A 22,322-nucleotide genomic window follows, 5' to 3' on the forward strand; every position below is an offset into this window, starting at 1 on the left:
GGGGCATGTGCATGAAAAAATTAGCACCGCTTGAGGCGATTGTTTGGAACATTGCCTTGCCAGGGTTTGCCCAGCTTTTGGCGGGCCGTTATGTGAAGGGCATCATGTTTCTTTTTATGGAGTTTCTGATTAATGTGAACAGCCGTTTTAATGAAGCGATCATGCTCAGTTTTCTCGGAAGAACAAGGGAAGCCGGCAACATTGTCGATTACGGATGGCTGATGTTTTATCCTTGTCTATACTTTTTTGCCATGTGGGATGCATATAAAATGGCCCGCGGCAATCTTCAGCCGTATAGTTATCTGCCTTTTGTGTTTGCTGCTTACTTTGTAACGCTCGGATTAATGCTCTCCCCTGCGGTTATCGTCCGGCAAAAGATGCCCGGGCCTGTTTTTTTCCCGATGCTTTGCACCATCCCTGGACTTTTGGCCGGCGGGCTGCTCCGCATAATTTTAACGCGAAAATCGCATAAAAATAGTTGACGGAAATGGATGGATCCCATATAATCAAAATAACAGAATACTTTTGACAATTGTCAAAGGGGAGTAGCGTTAAGTGTGCATGGCACACTTAAAACAAAGTCGTCATTACATGATCCGTTTCGGCGGTCATCGGCTTTGTTGGCACCATTTGGATGTCTAGCAAGACCTTTGCCTGTACTGGCAAAGGTCTTGCTTTTTGTCTTTACAGGAAATTGTCAAAAGTGGCACTTCACTGATCACGCCGGTACGCGTCTTGGACCGGAATGCCGCTTTTGATCTGTAAGGGCAATGGTTCCGGGTGCCGGCAAAGGAGGACTTTGTGGAATGGATTTATCAATGCTATTCGAATATGCATGGGTGTTATGCGTATTGGTCGGACTGGAAGGAATTTTAGCTGCGGATAATGCGGTCGTGATGGCGGTGATGGTCAAACATCTGCCGCACGCGCAGCAAAAAAAAGCGCTCTTTTACGGGCTTCTGGGCGCATTTGTATTCCGGTTCACCGCCCTGTTTCTCATTTCGTTTCTTGCAAACATATGGCAGATTCAGGCTGTCGGGGCCGCTTACTTGTTTTTTATTATGATCCACCATTTTGTAAAAAAGCACCGGGAAAATGGCCCAAAACTTGCCGAAGCCGCATCGAAGCCGGTTTCTTTCTGGATGACCGTTTTTAAAGTGGAACTCGCCGACATTGCGTTTGCCATTGATTCTATGCTTGCAGCTGTGGCCATGGCTGTGACGCTGTCCCCGGCCGGCTCGTTTCAAATTGGGGGAATTAACGGCGGACAGTTCAGCGTTATGTTTTTAGGCGGGGTGATCGGACTGGTGCTAATCCGCTTTGCTGCCAACCGGTTTGTCCGCCTGCTGGAAAAATATCCGGGCCTTGAAGATGCCGCTTTTCTGATTGTCGGCTGGGTCGGGGTGAAATTGCTCGTTTTTACGCTTTCACACCCGGGCGTCGGGCTGATTGATGAACATTTCCCGGAGTCTGCTTTGTGGAAACTGATTTTCTGGGCGGTGATGCTTGCGATCGCAGCGGGCGGCTATTTTTTCTCCGTCCGCAAAAAAAATCGCAATAAAGAGGCGCAATCCGCCGGGAAATCGGGTAAAAAGCAGCAACAGATGTAAAAAAACCGGCAAAGCAGGCGAATCCCGCTTTGCCGGTTTTTCTTTTATTCCGGATTTTGCCCCAAAAGGCGGGACTGGGCCTCGCGCACGAGCCGTTTTGTCATTTCTCCGCCTACCGATCCGTTTGCCCGAGATACGGTATCCGATCCGAGCTGCACGCCAAATTCTTGCGCTATTTCATACTTTACTTGGTCCATGTATGCCTCAATCCCCGGTACCAACAATTTATTGCTGTTTCTCGCCATCATCATTCTCCTTTTTTTAAAAAATTGGCTCCTCTTTCTGCCGCCCGTATTGCGGCTTCAGCCTTTATGAATAGTATCGGCTTGCAGGAAAGAATTATGTTTGGAAACAGTTGTATTTGCATGCACCCTGAGCCGGTTTTGACAGATATTGCAGCCATAAGGGCGGTGGTGCGCGGGCATGCTAATGATGCAGGCAACCTGAAATGGAGGGGACGGCATGGCGAAACGAAAAGCGGAATTTGATGCAGCCGCGAAAAATAACAAAACCCCGAAAGAGAATCTGGCTGAAACAGCTTTCTCCACGGAATTTGCCCGCGGGGAAGAAGCGGTGAAAGGGGCAAACCGGAATTCAAAAAAAGGCAGGAAAGGGCGTTCATGAACCGCAGGAAACAAAATGTCCGGGAAGAAGCGGGGCTGGAATTCGGGGACATCAATGCCGTGAAGATATATGAAATCATGGCTGAAAGCGGAACCGGCAAAAAAAGAAAAAATGCAAAAAAAAATAAAAAATGAGGATGGCAGCCGCCATCCTTTTTTGCGGAAATGGCAGCAGGAATTCCCCCGTTGGACCACGAATTATCACCATATCATCCATCTTGCCAATTTCATTTGACATATCTTCTCAAAAAGAATATGTTCTTAAATAGCAGCTGGAAACCCTTATGCAGCAGACTTTTCCAGACATTTGTTGTGAACAGAAATATCATAAATTCAGGGGCATGCTTCTTATGAAGAAGGGGAGAACAAATTTGGGAACAGATCAGTTTATGAGCCAAAAGAAAAGGGGACTTGTATTAAGAGATCATGAGCAGCTTTACCGAACCCTTTTTTTGGAAGCAATGGATGCAATTGTATTTTGGGATCAAAACGGCCAGATCCTGTTGGCGAACGAAGCCGCTTTAAAAATTTTCGAGTGTACAATGGAAGAGTTTGTCGGGAAAAAGCTGAGCGATTTTGTTTATGTCGAAAACGGTGGGAATTGCCGGAAGTTCGACAGGCTAAACCAAATCCCGGCGGCCCGCGAAGAACTGCTGTTTAAAATGCCGAACGGGCAGCTGAAGCATCTCGAGTTTACATCCCGGTATATTAGCGCGGAAAATTACCATATGACCATTTTTCGCAACGTGAGCAGCCGTTACAAGATGGAACAGACGCTGCGGGACAGCGAGGAACGGTTCCGGAAAGTGTTCGAAGGATCGATCGACGGGATGGTCTTATGGAACTGGGATTTGAAAATTGTCGATATCAACCCTGCAGCTGCAAACTATTTCGACTGCAGCCGGGAAGATGCGATCGGGAAGAGAATCCAGAATTTATTGCTTACCAATGACGAAAAAATGCAAAAAGATTTTCTCCGCCATCTTTTTCAGTTAAAAGAGAACGGGACGGCAGATTATTTGTTTACTGCTTCAAAAGCCAATGAAACGAAATATTATGAGATTACGTCAAAAGGGAACCTGACGTCAAATATGAATTTAACGGTCATCCGGGATATTACTGAAAGAAGGGCGATGCAGGAGCAGCTTCGCAAATCGGATACCCTGAATATTGTCGGGGAGCTCGCGGCCGGCATTGCCCACGAAATCCGCAATCCGATGACGGCTTTAAAAGGTTTTATCCAATTGCTGCAAAACAGCATGAAAGAGGAAGAGCATTCATTATATTTTAATGTGATTACATCAGAACTGGCGCGGATTGAAGCGATTATTACCGACTTTCTGGTGCTGGCAAAGCCGCAGGCCATCCAGTTCCAAAATCACGATGTCCGAAAAATCATGCGCGATACAATTGGTTTGCTGAACGCCCAGGCGCTGATGCACAATATCCAGATTTCCTGCCACTTTGACGAGGGACTTCCGGATGTTTATTGCGAAGGCAACCAGATCAAGCAGGTCTTTATCAATATTATTAAGAATGCAATAGAAGTCATGCCGGATGGGGGAAAAATAGATATCGCGATTTGTTACGAAAAGGAAAAAGGGCTTGTCCATACGAGCATCCGCGATGAAGGGGAAGGTATCCCGGACGATAAAATAGAAAAGCTGGGCGAGCCGTTCTATACGACAAAAGAAAGAGGAACCGGACTTGGTTTGATGATCAGTTATAAAATTATAAAGGAGCATAAAGGCTTCATTCAAGTTCAAAGCAAAGTGCGGGAAGGCACAACTTTTCATATCTTTCTTCCCGTGCACCAGGAAGCAGGTGATGAAAATGGCTTTTATTTGGCTGGAAAGCCCAATCGGACCTTTAACAGTAAGGGCGAATGAAAGAGGCATTACGGCCGTTTCTTTCGGCAAAACAGATGAAGAGGGCATGCCGGAACCCCGCCACCCGCTGCTTCTGCACGCAGCCAGTGAACTGGAAGCGTATTTTGCAAAGAAAAGAACCCATTTTGATGTGCCGGTTTTTGTCTCCGGCACTCCCTTTCAAATGGCGGTTTGGAAAGCGCTGAAACAAATTCCGTATGGAGAAACGTGCTCGTATCAAGACATCGCCGAGGCGGTCGGGAACCCGAAAGCCGTGCGGGCCGTCGGGCAGGCGAACCGGAAAAATCCTGTTCCGATCCTGATCCCCTGCCACCGCGTGATCGGAAAAGACAAGTCGTTAACAGGCTATGCCGGGAGCCGCATCGATCAAAAAGCATTCCTGCTCCGTCTTGAAGGGGCGATTGTCTAAAAGGGGTATCGTTTTTCAAAGTCCCGCGCGGCCTTAAAGTTCAACTTTTCTCTCTTTTGTTTTTCCATTGCAAAAATTTTTCCAAATCCGGGGTCACTTGCGTCAGAAGAAAAGCGAGCACGGCGGTATCGTCAACAAGGCCCGCACCGGCAAGAAAATCAGGGATGATGTCAATGGGAGATACGAAATAAATAAGGCCGATTACAATCATGAGAATCGTCCGGTACGGAACAGTGCGGTATTCGCCTTTTGCCCATGCCCTGATCAGCTGGAAAAGGATGCGGATTTTACTCCACATATTGGCGAGCGTGATTTTGTTGGAGAGCGCTTTTTTCTCCGCACGGTTAACCAGATCGCCGGTTTTTCCCCGGTCATTTAAATACTGTTTTGCTTTTGAACGAAATAACCACCCGGCTGCTTTTGCCAGCAGAAAATTTTTAGCCATCTGCTTCACTTCTTTCATGTCTTTTTCTCTTTTATTTTTCCACTGCATGACCAAAAAAAACATAGAGCTGTAAAAAACGGGTGGTTTTTTCGGGAGATGTGAAAATTTTTGGTGAAAATTTTGTCTAATATTGCGATTGTATTTACATTTCCGTCAAGACCTGCGATACTACTTTAGTAATGGTAAAATAAGCAGGATGGGGGCAGGGCTTTTGCGCCTTTCCGGCTTGCAGCGCAACTTTTGTCACGATGCCATCAAGCGGAAAACCGGCAGTATCATCCGCCATTTTCCATGTGTAACACCTCACATTTTTGAAGCATAATCGGGGGATAACAATCATTCAATAGAAAAAGAGAACTAAAGGAGAATTTTGAAGTGGACACGCACATGTTAGAGGAGAACAAGTATCTGTACAGGATTCAGAAAAAACGCCAGGAAATGATGGAACTTGGGAAAAAACTGGGCCTGACGCATGAGAAAACGGTTCAGTGCAGTCAGCAGCTGGATTCGCTCATGAATGAGTATGAAGCCTATCGGAAGCAGTACAATACCCGGTCATCCGAAATGGTGATTATTCGGGAAATGTCATTCATATTGTATGAAAAAGTGCAGCGGCTCAATTTGGCTGAAGCGAGAAAAACGTATAAAGCCATGCAGATTGTTTAACGAACAGGGGAACTGCTTCCAACCTTTTGCATCTTGATTTTGCTCCTTTGAGTGCGGATGAATCCCTGATCAATATTCCGGATGAATATGTTTCCCGCCTTTTTGTTTGGACTGGTTTTGTGCCGGGGAATAGAACCCGACCTTCTTCCGATTGATTACAACAATCAGGTTTGGACTGCGTTCGATCTATTTACAGGCATAAAAAAATCCGGCAGACGGCCCGTGTTGTCCATCTGCCGGAATGCATAAAACCGGCATGGGCTGTGTCCGCATGCCGGTTTTTGCTTTATTTTTCCGCGATGACAATGTCGCCTTCGCGAACTTCCGCTTTTAAGTTTTTGCTTTCCGGATGGTCGAGGATAAAGTCGGCGATCCGGTCTTCGATTTTTTCCTGGATGACGCGGCGGATCGGGCGTGCCCCAAATGCCGGGTCATAACCGAGTTCGGCGATTTTTTCTTTCGCTTCTGCTGTCACGTCAAGTGTAATCGCTTGTTCGTTCAGCGTTTCATCCAGTTCACCGAGCATCAGGTCAACAATTTTAACCAAATGTTCTTTTTCAAGTGGTTTAAATTCGACAATATTATCGAAACGGTTCAGAAACTCCGGTTTGAAGAAGTCGCCGAGCGAATCGAGAATATTCGATTCTTTGATCGCTTCGCTTTTAGCAAATCCGACTGTTTTATGCTTAAATTGGGTGCCGGCGTTGCTCGTCATAATGATGACGGTATCTTTGAAGCTGACCGTCCGCCCTTGGGCATCGGTTAAGCGCCCGTCATCGAGAATTTGCAGGAACATGTTCAAAACATCCGGGTGCGCTTTTTCAATTTCGTCGAGCAAAATAATGCTGTACGGGTTGTGGCGCACTTTTTCCGTCAGTTGTCCGGCATCTTCATAACCGACATAGCCGGCAGGTGCCCCGATCAGTTTCGAGACGCTGTGTTTTTCCATATATTCGCTCATGTCAAGCCGGATCATTGCATCTTTCGTGCCAAACAGTTCTTCTGCGAGCCGTTTCGTCAGTTCCGTTTTTCCGACACCGGTCGGGCCGACGAACAGGAACGAACCGATCGGGCGACTTTGCGCTTTCAGGCCGGCACGCGAACGGCGGATTGCTTTCGCTACTTTCCGGACGGCTTCTTCCTGGCCGATCACCTTTTTAGCAAGGTTTTCTTCCAGATGCTGCAGTTTTTTCGCTTCATCCGCTTCGAGTTTGCCGACCGGAATACCCGTTTTCTTTTCGACAATTTCCTGAATTTGCGTGACATCGACAACCGGTTTGGCTTCAACTTGGCCGGAAGTAGCCAACTCGTTCAGTTTTTGTTCTTCTTTTTTCAATTCGGCTGCTTTTTCATAGTTTTCTGTTGCAAGCGCAGTTTGTTTTTCCTGTGCAATTTCAGCAAGCCGTTTTTGGATATCTTCTTTGCTCGGAACCGCAATCGTCAGGTTCAATTTCGAACCGGCTTCATCCATCAGGTCGATTGCTTTATCCGGCAGGAAGCGGTCCTGGATGTAGCGGTGCGACAATTTCGCACAAGCTTCAAGCGCTTCATCGGTATAGGCAACGTGATGGTAGTTTTCATACCGGTCTTTTAAGCCGCGCAAAATCATGACGGTTTCTTCAAGGGTCGGTTCATTGACTTGTACCGGTTGAAAACGCCGTTCAAGTGCGGCATCTTTTTCAATTTGCCGGTATTCTTTCAAAGTTGTCGCGCCGATCACCTGGATTTCGCCGCGGGCAAGCGCCGGTTTCAAAATGTTGCCAGCGTCCATCGAACCTTCTGCAGAACCTGCGCCGACAAGCAGGTGAATTTCGTCAATAAACAGAAGTACGTTTTTCCGTTGTTCGAGTTCGGCAATCAATTTTTTCATCCGTTCTTCAAATTGACCACGGATGCCCGTGTTTGCAACAAGTGAAGCCACATCGAGCAAGTAAACTTCTTTATGCCGCAGTTTTGCCGGAACTTGTTTTTCGGTAATTTTTAAAGCGAGCCCTTCCGCAATGGCGGTTTTCCCGACGCCAGGTTCGCCGATTAACACCGGGTTGTTTTTATTGCGCCGGTTTAAAATTTCAATGACGCGGGCGATTTCTTCATCACGGCCTATGACAGGGTCGATTTGCCCGGCCCGTGCAGCGGCGGTCAGGTTGCGGCCGAACTGGTCAAGTAGTCCGTTGCCACCGCCTTGTGTTTGCGTTTGTACGGTTTGTTTCGCGCCGTTCGGCTGGAACCCGTTGGCATTCATTTGGTTAAAGAGGTCGTTGAATCCTCCGAATCCGAAGTTTCCAAATCCGTTATTCATAAACATGCCTCCCCAGTTGTTTTCGAATTTTGCCCGTTCTTTTTGGTAGCAGGACTGGCATAGGTTCAATGTTTTTTGGTTTCCGTTCACATTTATATGCATTCCGATCGTCGCTTCGTTTTGATGGCATTTGTCACATAACATCAAACATTCCTCCTTTGATCGGTTTGATTTTGACTATCTTTGACTAATGAGATTGAAAAACAATCAAAGCGTTTTGATTTGCTTTGACCTTGATTGGGAATGAGTATAGCTCAAAATTTCACAAGATGCAAATCTTTTGCATGCACCTCTTTGATGCATTTTGGCCTTTCCAGCACAATGGCAAATTTGTCTTATGCTGAAAACAACTAAATGGATCTGCGTATCACCTTTTGACTATCTTTGACCTTTCTAATATCAGTATACAACAGCGCGGTCCGAAAATCAAAAGATTTGCATTTGCCATTAACGCTTATCAGCCAATGGTGTCATCTTTTCTTTGACCAACTTTGATCTTTGCCTATAGTATAGGACAACTTTTTTTGCTTGTAAAGGGGTTTTTGACTTTTTTTGACCAATTTTTTACCGGCGGAAATGAACCGGCCGGGCTATTTTAAGAAAGCGGGACATAGGATAGTAACGGATGACAGGTTGTCTTATTTTTTCTTAAAGGGGTGCAGGCGTTGAATAAGTGGGGCGGTGCTGTCCAAATCGCAGCCGTTTATATTGGAACGGTCATCGGAGCGGGGTTTGCAACAGGGAAAGAAATTACCGTTTTTTTTACACAGTTTGGGCTGTATGGATTGCTTACCATCTGCCTTTCAGGGTTTTTGTTTATTTTCTTTGGTACGAAAATGATGGAAAAAGCGATCGATTTGCATGCGGATTCCTATGAAACTTTAAACCGGTATTTATTTGGCAAAAAAGCGGCCGGTTTCGTGAATGTGATGATGATGGCCATGCTTTTCGGGGTTTGCGGCGTTATGCTGTCCGGTGCGGGTGCTGTTTTCGAGGAGCAGCTTCATATTGGCAGGGAAATAGGGATTTTATTGACGGTGCTTCTTGCTTTTCTTGTCATGTGTTTTGGCATCAAGGGGCTGCTTGGCGTCAACACGTTTGTTGTGCCTTTGATGCTTTTCTTTAATTTTCTCCTTTTGTCGCAGTCCGTCCAGTCACCCGGATTTTTTCAAGCGCTTATGGCCCGGCCGGAAAGTGTTGATATGCCCCGTGCCCTTCTCCGCGCCCTTTCCTATGCGGCTTTGAATTTGGCGCTCGCGCAGGCGGTGCTTGTCCCGGTTGCGGCGGAAGTGAAAGATAAGGAAGTCGTCCGTGCCGGCGGGATACTGGGCGGGCTGTTTTTAACGCTCATCCTGATTTCCAGCCATTTGTCACTGGTCACGCTGCCGGACGTTGCCCAAGTGGAGATTCCGATGGCGCATATTGTGAAAGCGAGTTTTCCGGGCATTTATTTTATTTATGTTCTGCTGATTTTCGGGGAAATTTTCACTTCTATTATCGGGGATGCCTACGGGCTTGAGCGGCAAATGCAAAAATATATCCCGATGAAAAGCGGTTTGCTGTACGGGTTGATTTTTTCCGCCATTCTGCTGATCAGCAGCTTGCATTACGGCCCGCTATTATCGGTTTTATATCCCCTGTTCGGCTATTTCAGCCTTGTTTTTATGATGGCACTCGGAATAAAGACGATCCGGGGGTGACCGGTAAGGCATTCAAAACAGCTTTGCGCGGTTGTTATGCATTTGTGGCGGGCAAATGCCGAAAAAAAGCCGTCCCCATGCTTAAAAAATCGGCAGGAAGACGACAAGCAGCAAATCAAAGGTAAGATGCGACAAAATTTGTGCAGACAGGCTCCGTTTTTTTGCATACAGCAGCCCCCAGAAAATCGAACCGGCAAAAGCGGCAATGACCATGATTTTTAATCCGCAGTAAAAATAAACGGATGCGTTCAATACGGCGGAAATCAAAATCGCATATTTCGCTTCCATCATTTTCATGAGTCGGGCCTGGACAAATGAACGCCAAAAAATTTCTTCTCCGGGGATGAGAATCAGGACAAGCGCTAAGTAATGCCAGAAAGATTCGGGTGAAAAACGCCTGTATGCGCGGGCGACTTCATTGTCAAGCCCGCCCGGCAAAAAACCGAGTACTGTATTGCCAATTCTGAAAATAATATAGAGGAGAAAACCCGAAAAGATGCCATACAACAGCAATTGAAGGTACGGAAGCTTTTCGTGTTTTTCTGATTTTCCAAGAAAAACCGTGTAACTGATCAAAAACAGCATTGCGCCGGAATATAAATACCAAAAAACGGAGGTATCCCGAAACGTAATATATAGCAGAAGGTGGGCGATTAAGATACTTCCGAGAAGCTTTGTATCCACCATGTTTTTTGCCACCGCCAATGCGCTCCTTTCTTAAGTTCGCAAACCGCCGGCAAAAAAACCGGGAAGGGCCAAAAAAAGAGATCCGGCCCCGCAGTCCGGCCTTCGCGGCATTGGGTCAAACAAAAATACATTGAATATTTTAGCAGAGAAATAGGGAAAAAGGTATCCGGGAAAATAATGTTAAAAAATTCACAATCATAGAAACGGCAGTAAAAAACCGGCATGTGCCGGTTTTTTACTGCGCGGTAAGCGTTTGAATTAATGTAAAGCCGAATGGATAACCTGATAGTTTTTATGATTGACCACTGTTTTTTCATCAAGCTCCAGTTCCTGATAGTTTTCCATATAGGTTAAATCCACGATGACCGAGTTCTCGTTCACCTTTTCGACAATTCCTTGAAGCCCGTCTTTAAATTCAATAATGTCACCAATTTGTGCTTTTTTCATTGCGGTCCTCCCGTAAGAAAGTATTGTAACCAGTTTGCACTATTTTTCTGAAAAATTCAAGGCGAAAGGAACAGAAAAATACAAATCGGGCCGGTTTTAAAAAATCGCGAAAGCAAACAAGTAGGCGGCAGGAAGAATGTGGTACAATACCGGGTGGGGTGGTCGTATGTCGGAAGAAGAAATCAGACAGGAAATCAACCGGCTTCGCAACAGGGAAATCGAAGAATTATTCGTCAGCCGTGAAGATTTTATGGACTTCCGGAAAGTGCTTATTGCCGAGGAAGACTTTAAACATTTTAAGGGCATTGCCTTGCGCGGCGGGAATGTCCGCTATATTTATTTGGACGAGCCGGAAATCTGACCGGGGCATGCATAATTTTGTGCATTTTTAAGCAAAATGAAGTCAACTCTGATGATTGTTTTATTTGGAAAGGCATGTTATTCTATTACGGGGATTTTGTTTTTCCCGCACTGTGCAATATTTGTCATTTTTTTGATCCGGCCGGGGACATGCGTGTTCCCGGTTTCGGGCGAGGCGTGTTTTTGGCACGGATGGGCCGCGCGGACTTTGAGGGAGCAGCCTGCTGAATAACCGGGGATGAACGGTGTTTGCAGGTACCCGGCATCGCTGCGGTTTTTTTCAACCCCCGTTTGCAAAATTTGTCATTTGTATGAAGATGGTTGATAAATATTGACGAAAAATGTACAGTGCATTATTTTTAGAACTATATTATAGAAAAGGAGTCGTTCTACCCATGGCTGAAAAACAATTTAAAGTAACAGCAGATACAGGAATCCACGCACGTCCTGCTACATTGCTCGTACAAACGGCAAGCAAATTCGATTCAGATATCCAATTGCAGTATAAGGATAAGAAAGTGAACCTGAAATCGATCATGGGGGTTATGTCCCTTGGAATCGGCAAAGGCGCCGACATTACCATTTCTGCAGAAGGCAACGATGCACAAGATGCATTGAACGCTTTGGCTGAATTAATGAAAAAAGAGGGTCTGGGCGAATAATGTCAACCATTTTAAAAGGTATAGCAGCATCCAACGGGATTGCCATCGCAAAAGCATATCGTCTGGTAGAACCGGATTTGTCTTTTGAAAAAAGGCCTGTCCAGAATGTTTCAGATGAAATGAAACGCTTTAATGCTGCTGTGTCTGAATCCAAGTCTGAACTGCAGGCGATCAGGGAGCATGCAATGAAGGCGCTGGGGGCGGACAAAGCAGCGATCTTTGATGCCCATTTGCTCGTTTTGGAAGATCCGGAACTGTTGATGCCGGTCCAGGATAAAATCAGGGATGACCAGGTCAATGCGGAATACGCATTGAAAGAAGTTGCTGATATGTTCGTGACCATGTTCGAACAAATGGATAACGAATATATGCGCGAACGTGCGGCGGATATCCGCGACGTGACAAAACGGATTCTGGCCCATCTGCTGAAGGTGGAAATTCCGAATCCGAGCATGATCTCGGAAGAAGTCATTGTCATTGCTGAAGACTTGACCCCTTCTGATACGGCGCAGTTGAACCGCCAGTATGTAAAAGGGTTTGCAACAAATGTCGGTGGGCGTACGTCCCACTCTGCGATTATGGCGCGTTCTTTGGAAATTCCGGCAGTCGTCGGGACGAAAACGGCGATCCAGGATATCCAAAATGGCGACCTTGTCATCGTGGACGGCAACAGCGGCGATGTCTATGTCAATCCGACACCTGAAATTGTCGATGAATACAAACAAAAGCAGGAACAGTTTGAACGGCAAAAAGCCGAATGGGCGAAGCTGGTCAATGAAAAATCCGTTTCGAAAGACGGCCATACGGTTGAACTGGTTGCCAATATCGGCACCCCGAACGATCTCGACGGCGTGATCCGGAACGGCGGGGAAGGCGTCGGCCTGTACCGTACAGAGTTCCTCTATATGGGCAGGGACGAGCTTCCGTCAGAAGAAGTGCAGTTTGAAGCCTATAAAGCGGTGCTTGAAGGCTTAAAAGGCAAGCCGGTTGTGGTCCGTACGCTTGATATCGGCGGCGACAAAAAACTGCCGTACTTGCCGCTTCCGGAAGAAATGAACCCGTTCCTCGGCTTCCGTGCGATCCGCTTGTGCCTGGACAGACAGGATATTTTCCGCACCCAGCTGCGTGCGTTGCTCCGCGCGAGCGCATACGGCAACCTGAAAATTATGTTCCCGATGATTTCCAATCTGGATGAATTCCGAAAAGCAAAAGCGATTCTTTTGGAAGAAAAAGAAAAGCTTATCCAGGAAGGCGTGCAGGTTGCAGATCATATCGAAGTCGGCATTATGGTTGAAATTCCTTCCACTGCCGTAATGGCTGATTTGTTTGCAAAAGAAGTCGATTTCTTCAGTGTCGGCACAAACGATCTGATCCAGTACACGATGGCTGCAGACCGTATGAACGAACATATTTCGTATTTGTACCAGCCGTATAACCCGGCCATATTGCGCCTTGTGAAACGCGTCATTGATGCGGCGCACAAAGAAGGCAAATGGGCCGGCATGTGCGGCGAAATGGCCGGAGACGAAATCGCCATTCCGATTCTGCTCGGCCTCGGCCTTGATGAATTTTCAATGAGCGCTTCTTCAATTTTAAGGGCCCGTTCCCAAATCAGGAACCTGAATAAGGCGGATATGGAAAAACTGGCAGAAGACGTTTTGAACTTCACAACGAATGAAGAAGTAAAGGAACACGTGAAAAAAGTTCTTTCAAAAGCATAAAAAATTTTTTCAAAAACAGGTTTAGGTGTGAAGGAAGCGGGTATATATAAACCAGCCCAAGCATTAAGGGTAGTATTGGTATCCAGTATTGTCACAATACCGGATGTATATCGTTTCTTTCTCATTTTTCCCCCTATTTTTGCCGAGTGGCTTTTGCCATTCGGCTTTTTTTGAATTGGGCTTTGGCGGACCGCACATCAAAACGCCGGATGTTCTTTTTTGCGGGAAAATGAAGGGGAACCCGGTTTGAAGCTTTATCGTGCATGGACGGGGAAAAATCGTTTATAATGAAGACAGGCTTTTGTGAACATAAAGATACAGGGAGGGATTTTGAATGGATTTAGGGTTGAAAGGCAAAGCCGCCCTTGTTGTCGCTTCCAGCCAGGGGCTCGGGAAAGCGGTGGCCAAACAACTTGTAATGGAAGGCGCAGATGTCCTCATTACAAGCCGGAATGAAGAAAAACTGCAGGCGGCAAAAGAAGAATTATCCGCTTGCGGCACCGGGAAAGTGGCGTATATCCGGGCAGATATTACCCATCCGGAAGATATCCGCGCCATGGTGCAAAAAGCACGGGATACATTCGGCAGGCTGGATATACTGGTCAACAATGCAGGGGGACCGCCGGCCGGAAGTTTTGAAGATATGGCGGATGAAGACTGGCAAAAATCATTCGAACTGAATCTGCTTTCGTACATACGCATCATCAGGGAAGCATTGCCGCTTTTAAAGAAAAACGGCGGCCGGATTATCAACATTGCCTCTTCATCCATTAAGGAGCCGATCCCGGGGCTGATTTTGTCGAATACGTTCCGGACGGGCATTGTGGGACTTTCGAAAACGCTGGCGGAAGAATTTGCCCCGTACCAAATCCTTGTGAATACGGTCGGCCCGGGCAGAATTGCAACGGACCGGATCGTCCATCTTGACAAAGTGACAGCGGAGAAAACCGGAAAATCGATGGAAGAAGTCCAGGCAAAGGAACTGGAGTCGATTCCGCTCGGCAGATACGGCGAACCGGACGAATTCGGGAAGTTTGTTGCGTTTCTGGCTTCTGAAGCCAATTCCTATGTTACCGGAAGCAGCTTCCTGATCGACGGCGGAAAAGTCAAATCGATTTAATTTGCCAGGTTTAAAGCAGGCTGTGCGGGGTATAAAATAGAGGAAAGATTGTTTTCTTCCTTGTACCCCCATGTTTGCTTTTGGCCTGCTGTGATGCAGGCTTTTTTGTTTATTTGCGAAAAGGGGGACCCATGATGAAAAAGATCGGATTTATCGGGTTAGGCGTAATGGGCCGGAGCATGGCGCAAAATTTGCGAAACGCAGGATATCCGCTTTTTGTCTATAACCGGACAAAAGAAAAAGCGGAGCCGCTTCTCAAAGCAGGAGCCGAATGGTGCAGCACGCCGGCAGAAACGGCTGCAAAATCAGATATCGTCATTACGATGGTCGGCTATCCGCACGATGTGGAAGAAGTGTATTTCGGGGAAAACGGGCTGCTTGGCGCGGCGAAAGAAGGAACGATCCTGATCGATATGACCACTTCCACGCCGACCCTTGCCAAAAAGATTGATGAAGCGGCTAAAGCGAAACAGGTGAAGGCGCTTGATGCACCGGTTTCCGGTGGCGATATCGGGGCGCAAAAAGGCAATTTGACGATTATGGTAGGCGGCGACGAATCGGTATTTGAAGAAGTAAAACCGGTTTTTTCCGTACTCGGGGAAAATATCGTGCTGCAGGGCGGCCCGGGATCCGGCCAGCATACCAAAATGTGCAACCAGATCGCCATTGCCTCCAATATGATCGGCGTGACAGAGTCGGTTGTGTATGCGAAAAAAGCAGGACTCGATCCGGAAAAAGTGCTCAAATCTATCAGCGCCGGGGCAGCCGGGAGCTGGTCAATGTCCAATCTTGTTCCGCGCATGCTTGCGGGCGATTATTCCCCGGGCTTTTTTATCAAGCATTTTATTAAAGACATGAAAATCGCCCTTGATGAAGCGGAAAAAATGGGGCTCAACCTGCCGGGGCTTGCGCTCAGCAAAAAATTATATGAAGAACTGGCCGCAAAAGGTGAAGAAAATAGCGGCACACAAGCATTGATTAAATATTGGTCCAAGTAAAGTTTGCCCGCCGGCATATGCCGGCGGGCTTATTTTTTATGCTGGCGGGATCATCCTGGCCGGGTCATATGCCCATGTTCCAGCAAATTTTGTTAACACGGGAAGCCGTTATGGTTTAACGCAGGCTTCTCTCTTTATGGCGAACGCGGCGCCAGCAAGCCAGCAAGGAATGAAAATATATTTCATTTTCAGCATAACACCCATTGCCCATGGAATGCGGTACCGGCGGAAAAATGAAAATCAGCCGGCGCATATTTCAGGATAGATTTGCAACAAACTTTTCCATGCGCGCAAGCCCTTTTTCAAGTTGATCCATGCTGCATGCGTAAGACATCCGGAACCAGCCTTCGCCGTACTTCGAAAAAGCGCTGCCCGGGACAACCGCGACTTTTTGCTGTTTTGCCAGATCGAGCGCAAAATCGAAAGAGGACCGCTTCAACGCTTCCGGCACCTTTGCGAATACGTAAAAAGCCCCGTCCGGTTTCACATACCCGATGCCGATCTCATCCAGCCTCCTGCATACATAGTCTCTCCGCTTTTCATATTCCTTTTTCATGGCGTGCGCGTCATCGATGCCGGCTGTCAGCGCTTCAAGCGCCGCCATCTGGGAAATAGAAGGCGCGCACGACACATTATATTGGTGGACTTTTAAAATATGCTTTGTGAGCCATTCTGGCGCAAACACGAAGCCGATCCGCCAGCCGGTCATCGAGTGGGACTTTGAGACGCCGTTAATGACGATGGTCTGCTCCGGCAAAAACGAAGCAATCGAGACGTGCTGCAGATTGTACGTTAGCTCGCTGTAAATTTCATCGGCCAGAATGAAAATATCACGGCCGCGGAGCAGGTCTGCAATTTCCTGCAATTCCGCCTTTTCGAGCGTAACCCCTGTCGGATTGGAAGGGTACGGCAAAATGATGCATTTCGTTTTTGCTGTGATAGCCTGGCGGATGAGATCCGCGGTTAGCTTAAACCGGTTTGCCCTTGTGTCCACGTGCACCGGAACGGCTCCCAACAGGCGGATGGCCGGTTCATACCCCGGGTAAACGGGCCCGGGCAGGATGACTTCGGAACCGGGTGTCAATACGGTTCTGAGCGTAATATCGATCGCCTCGCTGGCGCCGATCGTGACAATGACTTCCGTTTCCGGTTTATAAGACAGATTGTATTTCGTTTTTACAAATTGTGCTGCAGCCTTGCGTAAAGCAAGGTCGCCGGCATTGTGGGTATACGTTGTCTTATTTTCTTCAATGGCGCGGATCCCTGCTTGTTTGACATGTTCCGGCGTTTTAAAATCGGGCTGGCCGATTGTAAATGAGACCATGTCTTCGATTCCGGCAACCATGTTTGAAAACTTGCGGATGCCGGATATTTCAATCTCCCGCACATGCGGGTTCAGTAAATGTTCCAAAACCGGTTTCCTCCTCTTTCACGAATTGCTTTTCATTAAATATGTATGTCCTGTTCTTCTTCATCTTACCACGCTTGCACATTTGTGAAAAAGCAATCTTTTCCGTTTGCCCTTTTAGAGGTGAAACATTCTGGTCCATCTGCCGATATAATTCATGTGGGCAAATATTGAGAATCGGGCAGTCTACAAAATGCTCCGCGCCGGATTTTCATACGTTTTAGAACGAGGGGGTGAGAAAGATGAGTCTAGAGCACGAGATTTTACTGGAAAGTGGCACAAACGAAGTAGAGATTGTAGAATTTTCTGTTGCACAAAATCATTATGGCATCAATGTCATTAAAGTAAAGGAAATTATCATGCCGGCTGCGGTCACCACCATTCCGCACGCCCATCCAAATGTTGAAGGCATTATCCAGCTGCGCGGGGAAATACTGCCGGTTGTTAATTTGCGCAAAGTGCTCGGTTATCCGCCTGAAACGGGCGAGGATGACAAATTTATCGTGACGGAGTTCAACCAGCAAAAAATTGTCTTTCATGTGGACAATGTTTCAAAAATCCACCGGTTCTCCTGGGATCAAATTGAAAAACCGTCTGGGATGTATGCGGGCACCGATACACAGGTGATCGGCGTGATCAAGAAAGAAGACATGATGATTTTGCTGCTTGATTTTGAAAAAATGATTGCGGAAATCAACCCGGAAGCCACGATCCGGGTGGAAGAAGTCAAAAAGCTTGGAAAGCGGGAGCGGAACAATAAACGGATTGTGATCGCGGAAGATTCCGGCCTGCTCAGGGAATTGCTCCGCGATACGCTGCTTGAAGCCGGGTATGAACAAATTGCGTTTTTTGAAAACGGGAAAGAAGCATTCGAATATTTATCCGGGATTGCAGAAAGCGGAAAAGAGATTAAAGATGAAGTCCAGCTTGTGATTACGGACATTGAAATGCCGCAAATGGATGGACACCATTTAACGAAAAAAATAAAAGAAGATCCTGCATTAAAAGTGCTGCCGGTTATCATCTTTTCGTCGCTGATCACGGACGCATTGAGGCATAAAGGGGAAATGGTCGGCGCCGATGCCCAAATCAGTAAACCTGAAATCAACCAGCTTATCCTTGCGATGGACGAAAAAGTGCTGTAAACGCAGAAAAGCCCCCGGCTAATCGCGGAGGGCTTTCCTGTATGGTTGCGTATCGTGATTCATCTGGAAGGGGTCTTTTACCCGGTTTTGCAAACGGATTTTCCCGTTATTTGGTTTGCGCTTATTGCGGCTTAGAAAAAGGAGTCACCCAATTTTTTAAAAACCGGTTTGCAATTTTTTCTGCCGGTGCGGGGCTGCCCCGGATGCTGTTGTTTTTCCGTGAGCCCAGTATACTGCTCGAGCAACTGCTTAGCCTGGCTTAAAGGCATGCGGCATTTCGGGTTCCTTGTTTTATGGTCCAGGTATCCGAGATGGGGGAGGTTTTTAAAATCGTCTTTTGACGGCGGAATATGGAATGTATAATCACCGCACTTTACAAGCACATCAGACTGCTGCTGGCTGTACTTTGGATGCTCGGAAAAGTGTAGCCCGACTTTCAGTGCTTTCCCTTCCCGGATCATTTTTTCAAGCGCTTTTTTCTTTAAAAGGTAAAGAAATTTTGGATTGGTTGCGGTTTTCGCATGGCGATTGACCGTGAATACAGCATAAGAGAGGTTTTCGATTGTAGGTTGTAATGGAGCAGGTTTATGCGAATTCAAATAGAGAACTCCTTTCATTTTTAATCATATTATTTTTTAGTCAATTATACTACTTTTCGTTTATTTTGGAAAGAAAGCAACATGAAAATGTCCATTTTTTTACATACTTCTGCGGCCGTTTGTTTTATAATGGTTCAAGAGTGACGTGATCACAAGCTTGGGAGGAAACCAGTTCATGAAGCGATTGGTGCAGTTGAAATGGATTGTTGTTTTAGTATGGGCATTGATCAGCATTTTATTGGCATGGAAAGCGCCGGCAATGGAACCATTAGTCAGGGAAAAAGGCCAGATTAAGGTTCCGGAAGGTTATGCCTCGCAACGGGCGGCTGAAATCAAAAGCCGGCACCAGCAGACAGAAAACCACGGTACAAGCGTCATCATCGTGTTCCATGACCGGGTAAAAATATCCGGCCATGAGATGGGGCATATCCGGAGCACACTTGAACGGCTGGAAAAAAATAAAAAGCAATATGCGATTACGGGCTTAACAACCCATTTTCGCGAGCCGGCCCTTAAAAGTGAGCTTGTCTCCAAAGACGGAAAAACGGTGATGGCCATTGCCAGCGTGGATCCGGGCAAGAAGTCTTTTAAAACAGTGCGCGCGGCTTTGCAGAAAGCGGTAAAAACGCCGGGCGTCGAGGTGATGATGACCGGCAACAGGCTGATCAATGAAGATGTCACGGACAGATCACAGGCGGGCTTGAAAAAAACAGAAGCGATTACGATTGTTTTCATCCTGGCCGTCCTTGTGCTCGTGTACCGTTCAATCGTCGCGCCGCTCATCCCGCTATTAACGGTCGGGCTTTCTTATCTTGTCAGCCAGTTTATCGTTGCGATACTCGTCGACAAGCTTGATTTTCCGGTTTCAAATTTTACGCAAATTTTTCTCGTTGCTGTTTTGTTCGGGATTGGTACGGATTATTGTATTTTGCTGCTCAGCCGCTTTAAGGAAGAACTGGCGGATGGCAAAGAAACATTGCCGGCCATTCTTGCGACTTACCGTTCGGCCGGGAAAACGGTGCTGTTCAGCGGCATTGCCGTCCTGATCGGTTTTGCCTCGATCGGGCTTGCCAGTTTTAAGCTGTACCAATCCGCTTCTGCCGTTGCGGTCGGGGTAGCCGTTTTGCTGTTTGCCCTGTTTTCGATTGTGCCGTTTTTTATGGCTGTGTTAAAGAAAGGGCTGTTCTGGCCTGTGCGCGGGGACATTTCCCACCATGAAAGCAAAATTTGGGAACGGGCCGGCCTTTTTGCGCTGGCAAGGCCGTTTCTTTCCCTTGCGATTGTGGCGGTGATCATGGTTCCGCTATTGATCAGCTATAACGGAAAGCTGTCTTTCAATTCTCTCGATGAACTCGGGGACAACTACGATTCCGTAAAAGCGTTCAACATCATTGCCGAAAGTTTCGGCGCCGGGAAAGCAATGCCGGCCGAAGTCGTCCTCGAGAATGATGAGCCTGTTAAATCAAAAGACTATCTCGCTTTAATCGAGAAAATCAGCGCTGATCTGGATAAAGTCCCGCATGTTGCACAAATTCAAAGCGCGACAAGGCCGGACGGTTCGGTAATGAAAGAAATTTATGTCAAAAACCAGGCCAAAACATTGGGTGAGGGGCTGGAAAAAAGCCATAACGGCATTCAGAAAATCAAATCAGGATTAACGGGGGCATCCGGTTCCCTGGAAAACGCCAAATCAAAGTTTAAAGAAGCAACCGACGGGATCGGAGAGCTGGAGGCCGGTTCAGAGAAAATCTCAGCCGGCATGGGGAATCTGTCAAACTCGCTCAGCCGGATTGAAGAAGGCATCCAGAGCGGTTCGGCGGGCGCGGACGAACTGAAAAGCGGGGTAAAAAATGCCCAGCAGCAGGCAAAGGAACTGCAGTCCGGTTTTAACCAGCTGTATGGAAAATACCAGCTCGTCCAGTCTGGCATCCGCCAGTTTATCAGCCAAACGGACCAGTTGCCGGCTGATATTCCGAAGCAGGTCAGCTCCCTGCAAGCGGCTTACCAGGCGTTTTTAAAAGATAATCCGGAAGCAGCGAATGACCCGCAATTCCAAAAAGTGCAGCAGGCGATGAATGAGCTTGGGCTCGGCACCGGTAATGACAATGATACCATTGTCAGCCTGTACCGCCAGATTGATGCCGTCACAGCAACATTGGAAAGCGTGGACGCAAAACTTTCAGCGATTTCCGCCGGGCTTGGCCGCTTTGCCGATGGGTTTACGCCGATCATCAACGGGCTTGATCAGCTTGAAAACGGTTTGAACCAGACCGCAGCAGGCCAAAACGAAGTGATCCGGAAAATCCCGGCGCTGCAAAAAGGGCTTCAGGGGATCGCGGACGGCCAGGCACAGCTGAAAACCGGCCTCACGACGTTTGGAACCCATATGAATCAGCTTTCCGATGGTCTTGATAAAAGCGCAGCAGGACTCGGGAAAATCGAATCCGGGTTGTACGATGCCGGTTCTTATCTGAATGATTTGGCGGATGAAACAAGTATGGAACAGTCCGGCATTTATATTCCGGATGCCCTGCTTTCAAATGCGGATTATCAGAAAGCGCTTGGCCATTATATTTCGAAAGACGGAAAAATGGTGACTTTTCATCTGATATTAAATGAAAACCCGTATTCCAACAGGGCAATGGCTGATATTAGTCATATCAACCGGGCATTAAAAGACGCCGTAAAGGGGACAAAATTGGAAAATGCCCACATCGGGATCGGCGGCGTGTCAAGCATCAACCGCGATTTGGATAAGATGTCGAAAGCGGATTACACGCGTACCGTTACTTTTATGCTGATCGGGGTGGCCGCCGCACTTTTGATTTTCTTGCGGTCGATCGTCATGCCGCTCTATTTGCTGGCGTCCCTTCTTATCACTTATTTTGCATCTGCCGGTTTAACGGAAATCATTTTTGTCCATCTGCTCGGCTATCCGGGTATCAGCTGGGCGGTGCCGTTCTTCGGTTTTGTCATTTTAATCGCGCTCGGTACCGACTATTCCATCTTTTTAATGGAACGGTTCAATGAATACCAGCATTTGCCTGCAAAAGAGGCGATTTTGCTTGCCATGAAAAAGATGGGGACCGTTATTCTTTCTGCAGCCATCATTCTTTCCGGCACTTTTGCGGCTATGATGCCGTCCGGCGTTTTATCATTGCTGCAAATCGCCACCCTGACACTTACCGGGCTTCTGTTTTATGCCTTGATCATGCTGCCCTTGTTTGTGCCGGTGCTTGTAAAAATGCTTGGGAAGGCAAATTGGTGGCCCTTTATCGCAAATCAGAAGTAAAAAAGGGGCAACAAGTGAGCGACGGGCGGATCACTACCGACGGAAAAAGACAAAAACCGGGAGTGGCGGGACCCGGCAAATGGATGGCCGGCCTAGAAGGAAAGCAACGGCCGCGGATTTCCCGGCCGCACTTTCCGCCCCGGTTTTTTGTATTTTAACTATGCTTTTCGTACATTTCTCTGTAAAATAGAAATATACTTTCACCTGAGTTTTTCAGCGTCAGCAAGCATTTTCTTGATCAG

22 protein-coding genes and 1 riboswitch are annotated in these 22,322 nt (G+C 47.2%); of the genes, 15 read left to right on the forward strand and 7 right to left on the reverse strand.

The features are described from left to right. Positions 1 to 11 precede the first annotated feature (11 nt). Both NSS95_RS04965 and NSS95_RS04970 read left to right on the forward strand, forming a co-directional pair. On the forward strand, positions 12 to 482 hold the full coding sequence (locus NSS95_RS04965) for a hypothetical protein (RefSeq protein WP_014095643.1): 471 nt from the start codon (positions 12 to 14) through the stop codon (positions 480 to 482). A 46-nt stretch (positions 483 to 528) separates the two neighbouring features. Beyond that, positions 529 to 698, forward strand: a riboswitch (yybP-ykoY riboswitch). 108 nt (positions 699 to 806) lie between these two features. Further along, positions 807 to 1,610 (forward strand): TerC family protein, encoded by an 804-nt coding sequence (locus tag NSS95_RS04970; protein WP_014095642.1) that lies wholly within the window; start codon positions 807 to 809, stop codon positions 1,608 to 1,610. Positions 1,611 to 1,654: 44 nt separating this feature from the next. On the opposite strand, the gene NSS95_RS04975 is transcribed toward NSS95_RS04970, so the two are convergent. Further along, positions 1,655 to 1,855: an alpha/beta-type small acid-soluble spore protein gene (locus tag NSS95_RS04975; RefSeq protein WP_014095641.1), complete on the reverse strand. Its 201-nt coding sequence runs from the start codon at positions 1,853 to 1,855 to the stop codon at positions 1,655 to 1,657. Positions 1,856 to 2,072: 217 nt separating this feature from the next. Here NSS95_RS04975 and NSS95_RS04980 point away from each other — a divergent pair, with 217 nt between their 5' ends. The 4 genes from NSS95_RS04980 (at position 2,073) to NSS95_RS04995 (ending at position 4,531) form a co-directional block, all read left to right on the forward strand. Then, entirely contained in the window at positions 2,073 to 2,234 is a 162-nt protein-coding gene (locus NSS95_RS04980; RefSeq protein WP_014095640.1) for a hypothetical protein, read from the forward strand. Further along, the gene (locus NSS95_RS04985; protein ID WP_328229067.1) at positions 2,231 to 2,368 is read left to right on the forward strand and encodes a hypothetical protein; all 138 of its coding nucleotides are present in this window, start codon (positions 2,231 to 2,233) and stop codon (positions 2,366 to 2,368) included. Before NSS95_RS04980 ends, NSS95_RS04985 begins: the two co-directional genes overlap by 4 nt. A 236-nt stretch (positions 2,369 to 2,604) precedes the next feature. Further along, positions 2,605 to 4,122 carry a PAS domain-containing sensor histidine kinase gene (locus tag NSS95_RS04990; RefSeq protein WP_014095638.1) on the forward strand — a complete coding sequence of 506 codons (1,518 nt, stop codon included), beginning with the start codon at positions 2,605 to 2,607 and terminating at the stop codon, positions 4,120 to 4,122. After that, positions 4,061 to 4,531: a methylated-DNA--[protein]-cysteine S-methyltransferase gene (locus NSS95_RS04995; RefSeq protein WP_026683817.1), complete on the forward strand. Its 471-nt coding sequence runs from the start codon at positions 4,061 to 4,063 to the stop codon at positions 4,529 to 4,531. Before NSS95_RS04990 ends, NSS95_RS04995 begins: the two co-directional genes overlap by 62 nt. Before the next feature lie 40 nt (positions 4,532 to 4,571). Here the strand turns inward: NSS95_RS04995 and NSS95_RS05000 are convergent, their stop codons facing one another. Further along, entirely contained in the window at positions 4,572 to 4,994 is a 423-nt protein-coding gene (locus NSS95_RS05000; RefSeq protein WP_014095636.1) for a YkvA family protein, read from the reverse strand. 357 nt (positions 4,995 to 5,351) lie between these two features. Here NSS95_RS05000 and NSS95_RS05005 point away from each other — a divergent pair, with 357 nt between their 5' ends. Then, positions 5,352 to 5,642: an aspartyl-phosphate phosphatase Spo0E family protein gene (locus tag NSS95_RS05005; RefSeq protein ID WP_035189548.1), complete on the forward strand. Its 291-nt coding sequence runs from the start codon at positions 5,352 to 5,354 to the stop codon at positions 5,640 to 5,642. A gap of 286 nt (positions 5,643 to 5,928) precedes the next feature. Here the strand turns inward: NSS95_RS05005 and NSS95_RS05010 are convergent, their stop codons facing one another. After that, positions 5,929 to 8,085 carry an ATP-dependent Clp protease ATP-binding subunit gene (locus NSS95_RS05010; protein ID WP_014095634.1) on the reverse strand — a complete coding sequence of 719 codons (2,157 nt, stop codon included), beginning with the start codon at positions 8,083 to 8,085 and terminating at the stop codon, positions 5,929 to 5,931. 521 nt (positions 8,086 to 8,606) lie between these two features. On the opposite strand from NSS95_RS05010, the gene NSS95_RS05015 reads away from it, so the two are divergent. Next, positions 8,607 to 9,641 (forward strand): YkvI family membrane protein, encoded by a 1,035-nt coding sequence (locus NSS95_RS05015; RefSeq protein ID WP_061087204.1) that lies wholly within the window; start codon positions 8,607 to 8,609, stop codon positions 9,639 to 9,641. A gap of 81 nt (positions 9,642 to 9,722) precedes the next feature. Here the strand turns inward: NSS95_RS05015 and NSS95_RS05020 are convergent, their stop codons facing one another. Together NSS95_RS05020 and NSS95_RS05025 are read right to left on the reverse strand one after the other, a co-directional pair. Further along, positions 9,723 to 10,340, reverse strand: a complete 618-nt coding sequence (locus tag NSS95_RS05020) for a CPBP family intramembrane glutamic endopeptidase (RefSeq protein WP_014095632.1) — start codon at positions 10,338 to 10,340, stop codon at positions 9,723 to 9,725. Positions 10,341 to 10,586: 246 nt separating this feature from the next. Next, positions 10,587 to 10,775, reverse strand: a complete 189-nt coding sequence (locus NSS95_RS05025) for a YkvS family protein (protein WP_014095631.1) — start codon at positions 10,773 to 10,775, stop codon at positions 10,587 to 10,589. 166 nt (positions 10,776 to 10,941) lie between these two features. Here NSS95_RS05025 and NSS95_RS05030 point away from each other — a divergent pair, with 166 nt between their 5' ends. The 5 genes from NSS95_RS05030 to NSS95_RS05050 all read left to right on the forward strand — a co-directional run bounded on the left by NSS95_RS05030 (position 10,942) and on the right by NSS95_RS05050 (position 15,636). After that, positions 10,942 to 11,136, forward strand: a complete 195-nt coding sequence (locus NSS95_RS05030) for a hypothetical protein (protein ID WP_026104678.1) — start codon at positions 10,942 to 10,944, stop codon at positions 11,134 to 11,136. Positions 11,137 to 11,530: 394 nt separating this feature from the next. After that, positions 11,531 to 11,797 carry a phosphocarrier protein HPr gene (locus NSS95_RS05035; protein WP_013858895.1) on the forward strand — a complete coding sequence of 89 codons (267 nt, stop codon included), beginning with the start codon at positions 11,531 to 11,533 and terminating at the stop codon, positions 11,795 to 11,797. Next, complete coding sequence (gene ptsP, locus NSS95_RS05040) at positions 11,797 to 13,518, forward strand: phosphoenolpyruvate--protein phosphotransferase (protein WP_285957970.1); 1,722 nt, start codon at positions 11,797 to 11,799, stop codon at positions 13,516 to 13,518. Before NSS95_RS05035 ends, ptsP begins: the two co-directional genes overlap by 1 nt. Positions 13,519 to 13,852: 334 nt before the next feature. Next, the gene (locus NSS95_RS05045; protein ID WP_340713825.1) at positions 13,853 to 14,638 is read left to right on the forward strand and encodes an SDR family oxidoreductase; all 786 of its coding nucleotides are present in this window, start codon (positions 13,853 to 13,855) and stop codon (positions 14,636 to 14,638) included. Positions 14,639 to 14,772: 134 nt separating this feature from the next. After that, a complete protein-coding gene (locus NSS95_RS05050) occupies positions 14,773 to 15,636 on the forward strand; it encodes an NAD(P)-dependent oxidoreductase (RefSeq protein WP_014095627.1) in 864 nt (287 codons plus the stop codon). 256 nt (positions 15,637 to 15,892) lie between these two features. Here NSS95_RS05050 and NSS95_RS05055 read toward each other — a convergent pair whose 3' ends face one another. Continuing rightward, complete coding sequence (locus NSS95_RS05055) at positions 15,893 to 17,047, reverse strand: aminotransferase A (RefSeq protein WP_026683822.1); 1,155 nt, start codon at positions 17,045 to 17,047, stop codon at positions 15,893 to 15,895. A gap of 239 nt (positions 17,048 to 17,286) precedes the next feature. Between NSS95_RS05055 and NSS95_RS05060 the strand changes: the two genes are divergently transcribed. Continuing rightward, positions 17,287 to 18,189 (forward strand): chemotaxis protein, encoded by a 903-nt coding sequence (locus NSS95_RS05060; protein WP_017552157.1) that lies wholly within the window; start codon positions 17,287 to 17,289, stop codon positions 18,187 to 18,189. A gap of 131 nt (positions 18,190 to 18,320) precedes the next feature. Here the strand turns inward: NSS95_RS05060 and NSS95_RS05065 are convergent, their stop codons facing one another. Continuing rightward, positions 18,321 to 18,788 (reverse strand): YkyB family protein, encoded by a 468-nt coding sequence (locus tag NSS95_RS05065; protein WP_017552159.1) that lies wholly within the window; start codon positions 18,786 to 18,788, stop codon positions 18,321 to 18,323. Positions 18,789 to 18,963: 175 nt separating this feature from the next. On the opposite strand from NSS95_RS05065, the gene NSS95_RS05070 reads away from it, so the two are divergent. Continuing rightward, positions 18,964 to 22,080: an MMPL family transporter gene (locus NSS95_RS05070; protein ID WP_035181945.1), complete on the forward strand. Its 3,117-nt coding sequence runs from the start codon at positions 18,964 to 18,966 to the stop codon at positions 22,078 to 22,080. Positions 22,081 to 22,322 lie beyond the last annotated feature (242 nt).

It is taken from the genome of Weizmannia sp. FSL K6-3076 (assembly GCF_038007245.1).
Classification (GTDB): domain Bacteria; phylum Bacillota; class Bacilli; order Bacillales; family Bacillaceae_C; genus Weizmannia; species Weizmannia faecalis.

Excerpts from the sequence above, each read along its gene's own strand:
- NSS95_RS04965 (WP_014095643.1), top strand. The coding sequence starts at position 12 with ATGAAAAAATTAGCACCGCTTGAGGCGATTGTTTGGAACATTGCCTTG.
- NSS95_RS04970 (WP_014095642.1), top strand. The coding sequence starts at position 807 with ATGGATTTATCAATGCTATTCGAATATGCATGGGTGTTATGCGTATTG.
- NSS95_RS04975 (WP_014095641.1), bottom strand. The coding sequence starts at position 1,855 with ATGGCGAGAAACAGCAATAAATTGTTGGTACCGGGGATTGAGGCATAC.
- NSS95_RS04980 (WP_014095640.1), top strand. The coding sequence starts at position 2,073 with ATGGCGAAACGAAAAGCGGAATTTGATGCAGCCGCGAAAAATAACAAA.
- NSS95_RS04985 (WP_328229067.1), top strand. The coding sequence starts at position 2,231 with ATGAACCGCAGGAAACAAAATGTCCGGGAAGAAGCGGGGCTGGAATTC.
- NSS95_RS04995 (WP_026683817.1), top strand. The coding sequence starts at position 4,061 with ATGAAAATGGCTTTTATTTGGCTGGAAAGCCCAATCGGACCTTTAACA.
- NSS95_RS05000 (WP_014095636.1), bottom strand. The coding sequence starts at position 4,994 with ATGAAAGAAGTGAAGCAGATGGCTAAAAATTTTCTGCTGGCAAAAGCA.
- NSS95_RS05010 (WP_014095634.1), bottom strand. The coding sequence starts at position 8,085 with ATGTTATGTGACAAATGCCATCAAAACGAAGCGACGATCGGAATGCAT.
- NSS95_RS05025 (WP_014095631.1), bottom strand. The coding sequence starts at position 10,775 with ATGAAAAAAGCACAAATTGGTGACATTATTGAATTTAAAGACGGGCTT.
- NSS95_RS05030 (WP_026104678.1), top strand. The coding sequence starts at position 10,942 with ATGTCGGAAGAAGAAATCAGACAGGAAATCAACCGGCTTCGCAACAGG.
- NSS95_RS05035 (WP_013858895.1), top strand. The coding sequence starts at position 11,531 with ATGGCTGAAAAACAATTTAAAGTAACAGCAGATACAGGAATCCACGCA.
- ptsP (WP_285957970.1), top strand. The coding sequence starts at position 11,797 with ATGTCAACCATTTTAAAAGGTATAGCAGCATCCAACGGGATTGCCATC.
- NSS95_RS05045 (WP_340713825.1), top strand. The coding sequence starts at position 13,853 with ATGGATTTAGGGTTGAAAGGCAAAGCCGCCCTTGTTGTCGCTTCCAGC.
- NSS95_RS05050 (WP_014095627.1), top strand. The coding sequence starts at position 14,773 with ATGAAAAAGATCGGATTTATCGGGTTAGGCGTAATGGGCCGGAGCATG.
- NSS95_RS05060 (WP_017552157.1), top strand. The coding sequence starts at position 17,287 with ATGAGTCTAGAGCACGAGATTTTACTGGAAAGTGGCACAAACGAAGTA.
- NSS95_RS05070 (WP_035181945.1), top strand. The coding sequence starts at position 18,964 with ATGAAGCGATTGGTGCAGTTGAAATGGATTGTTGTTTTAGTATGGGCA.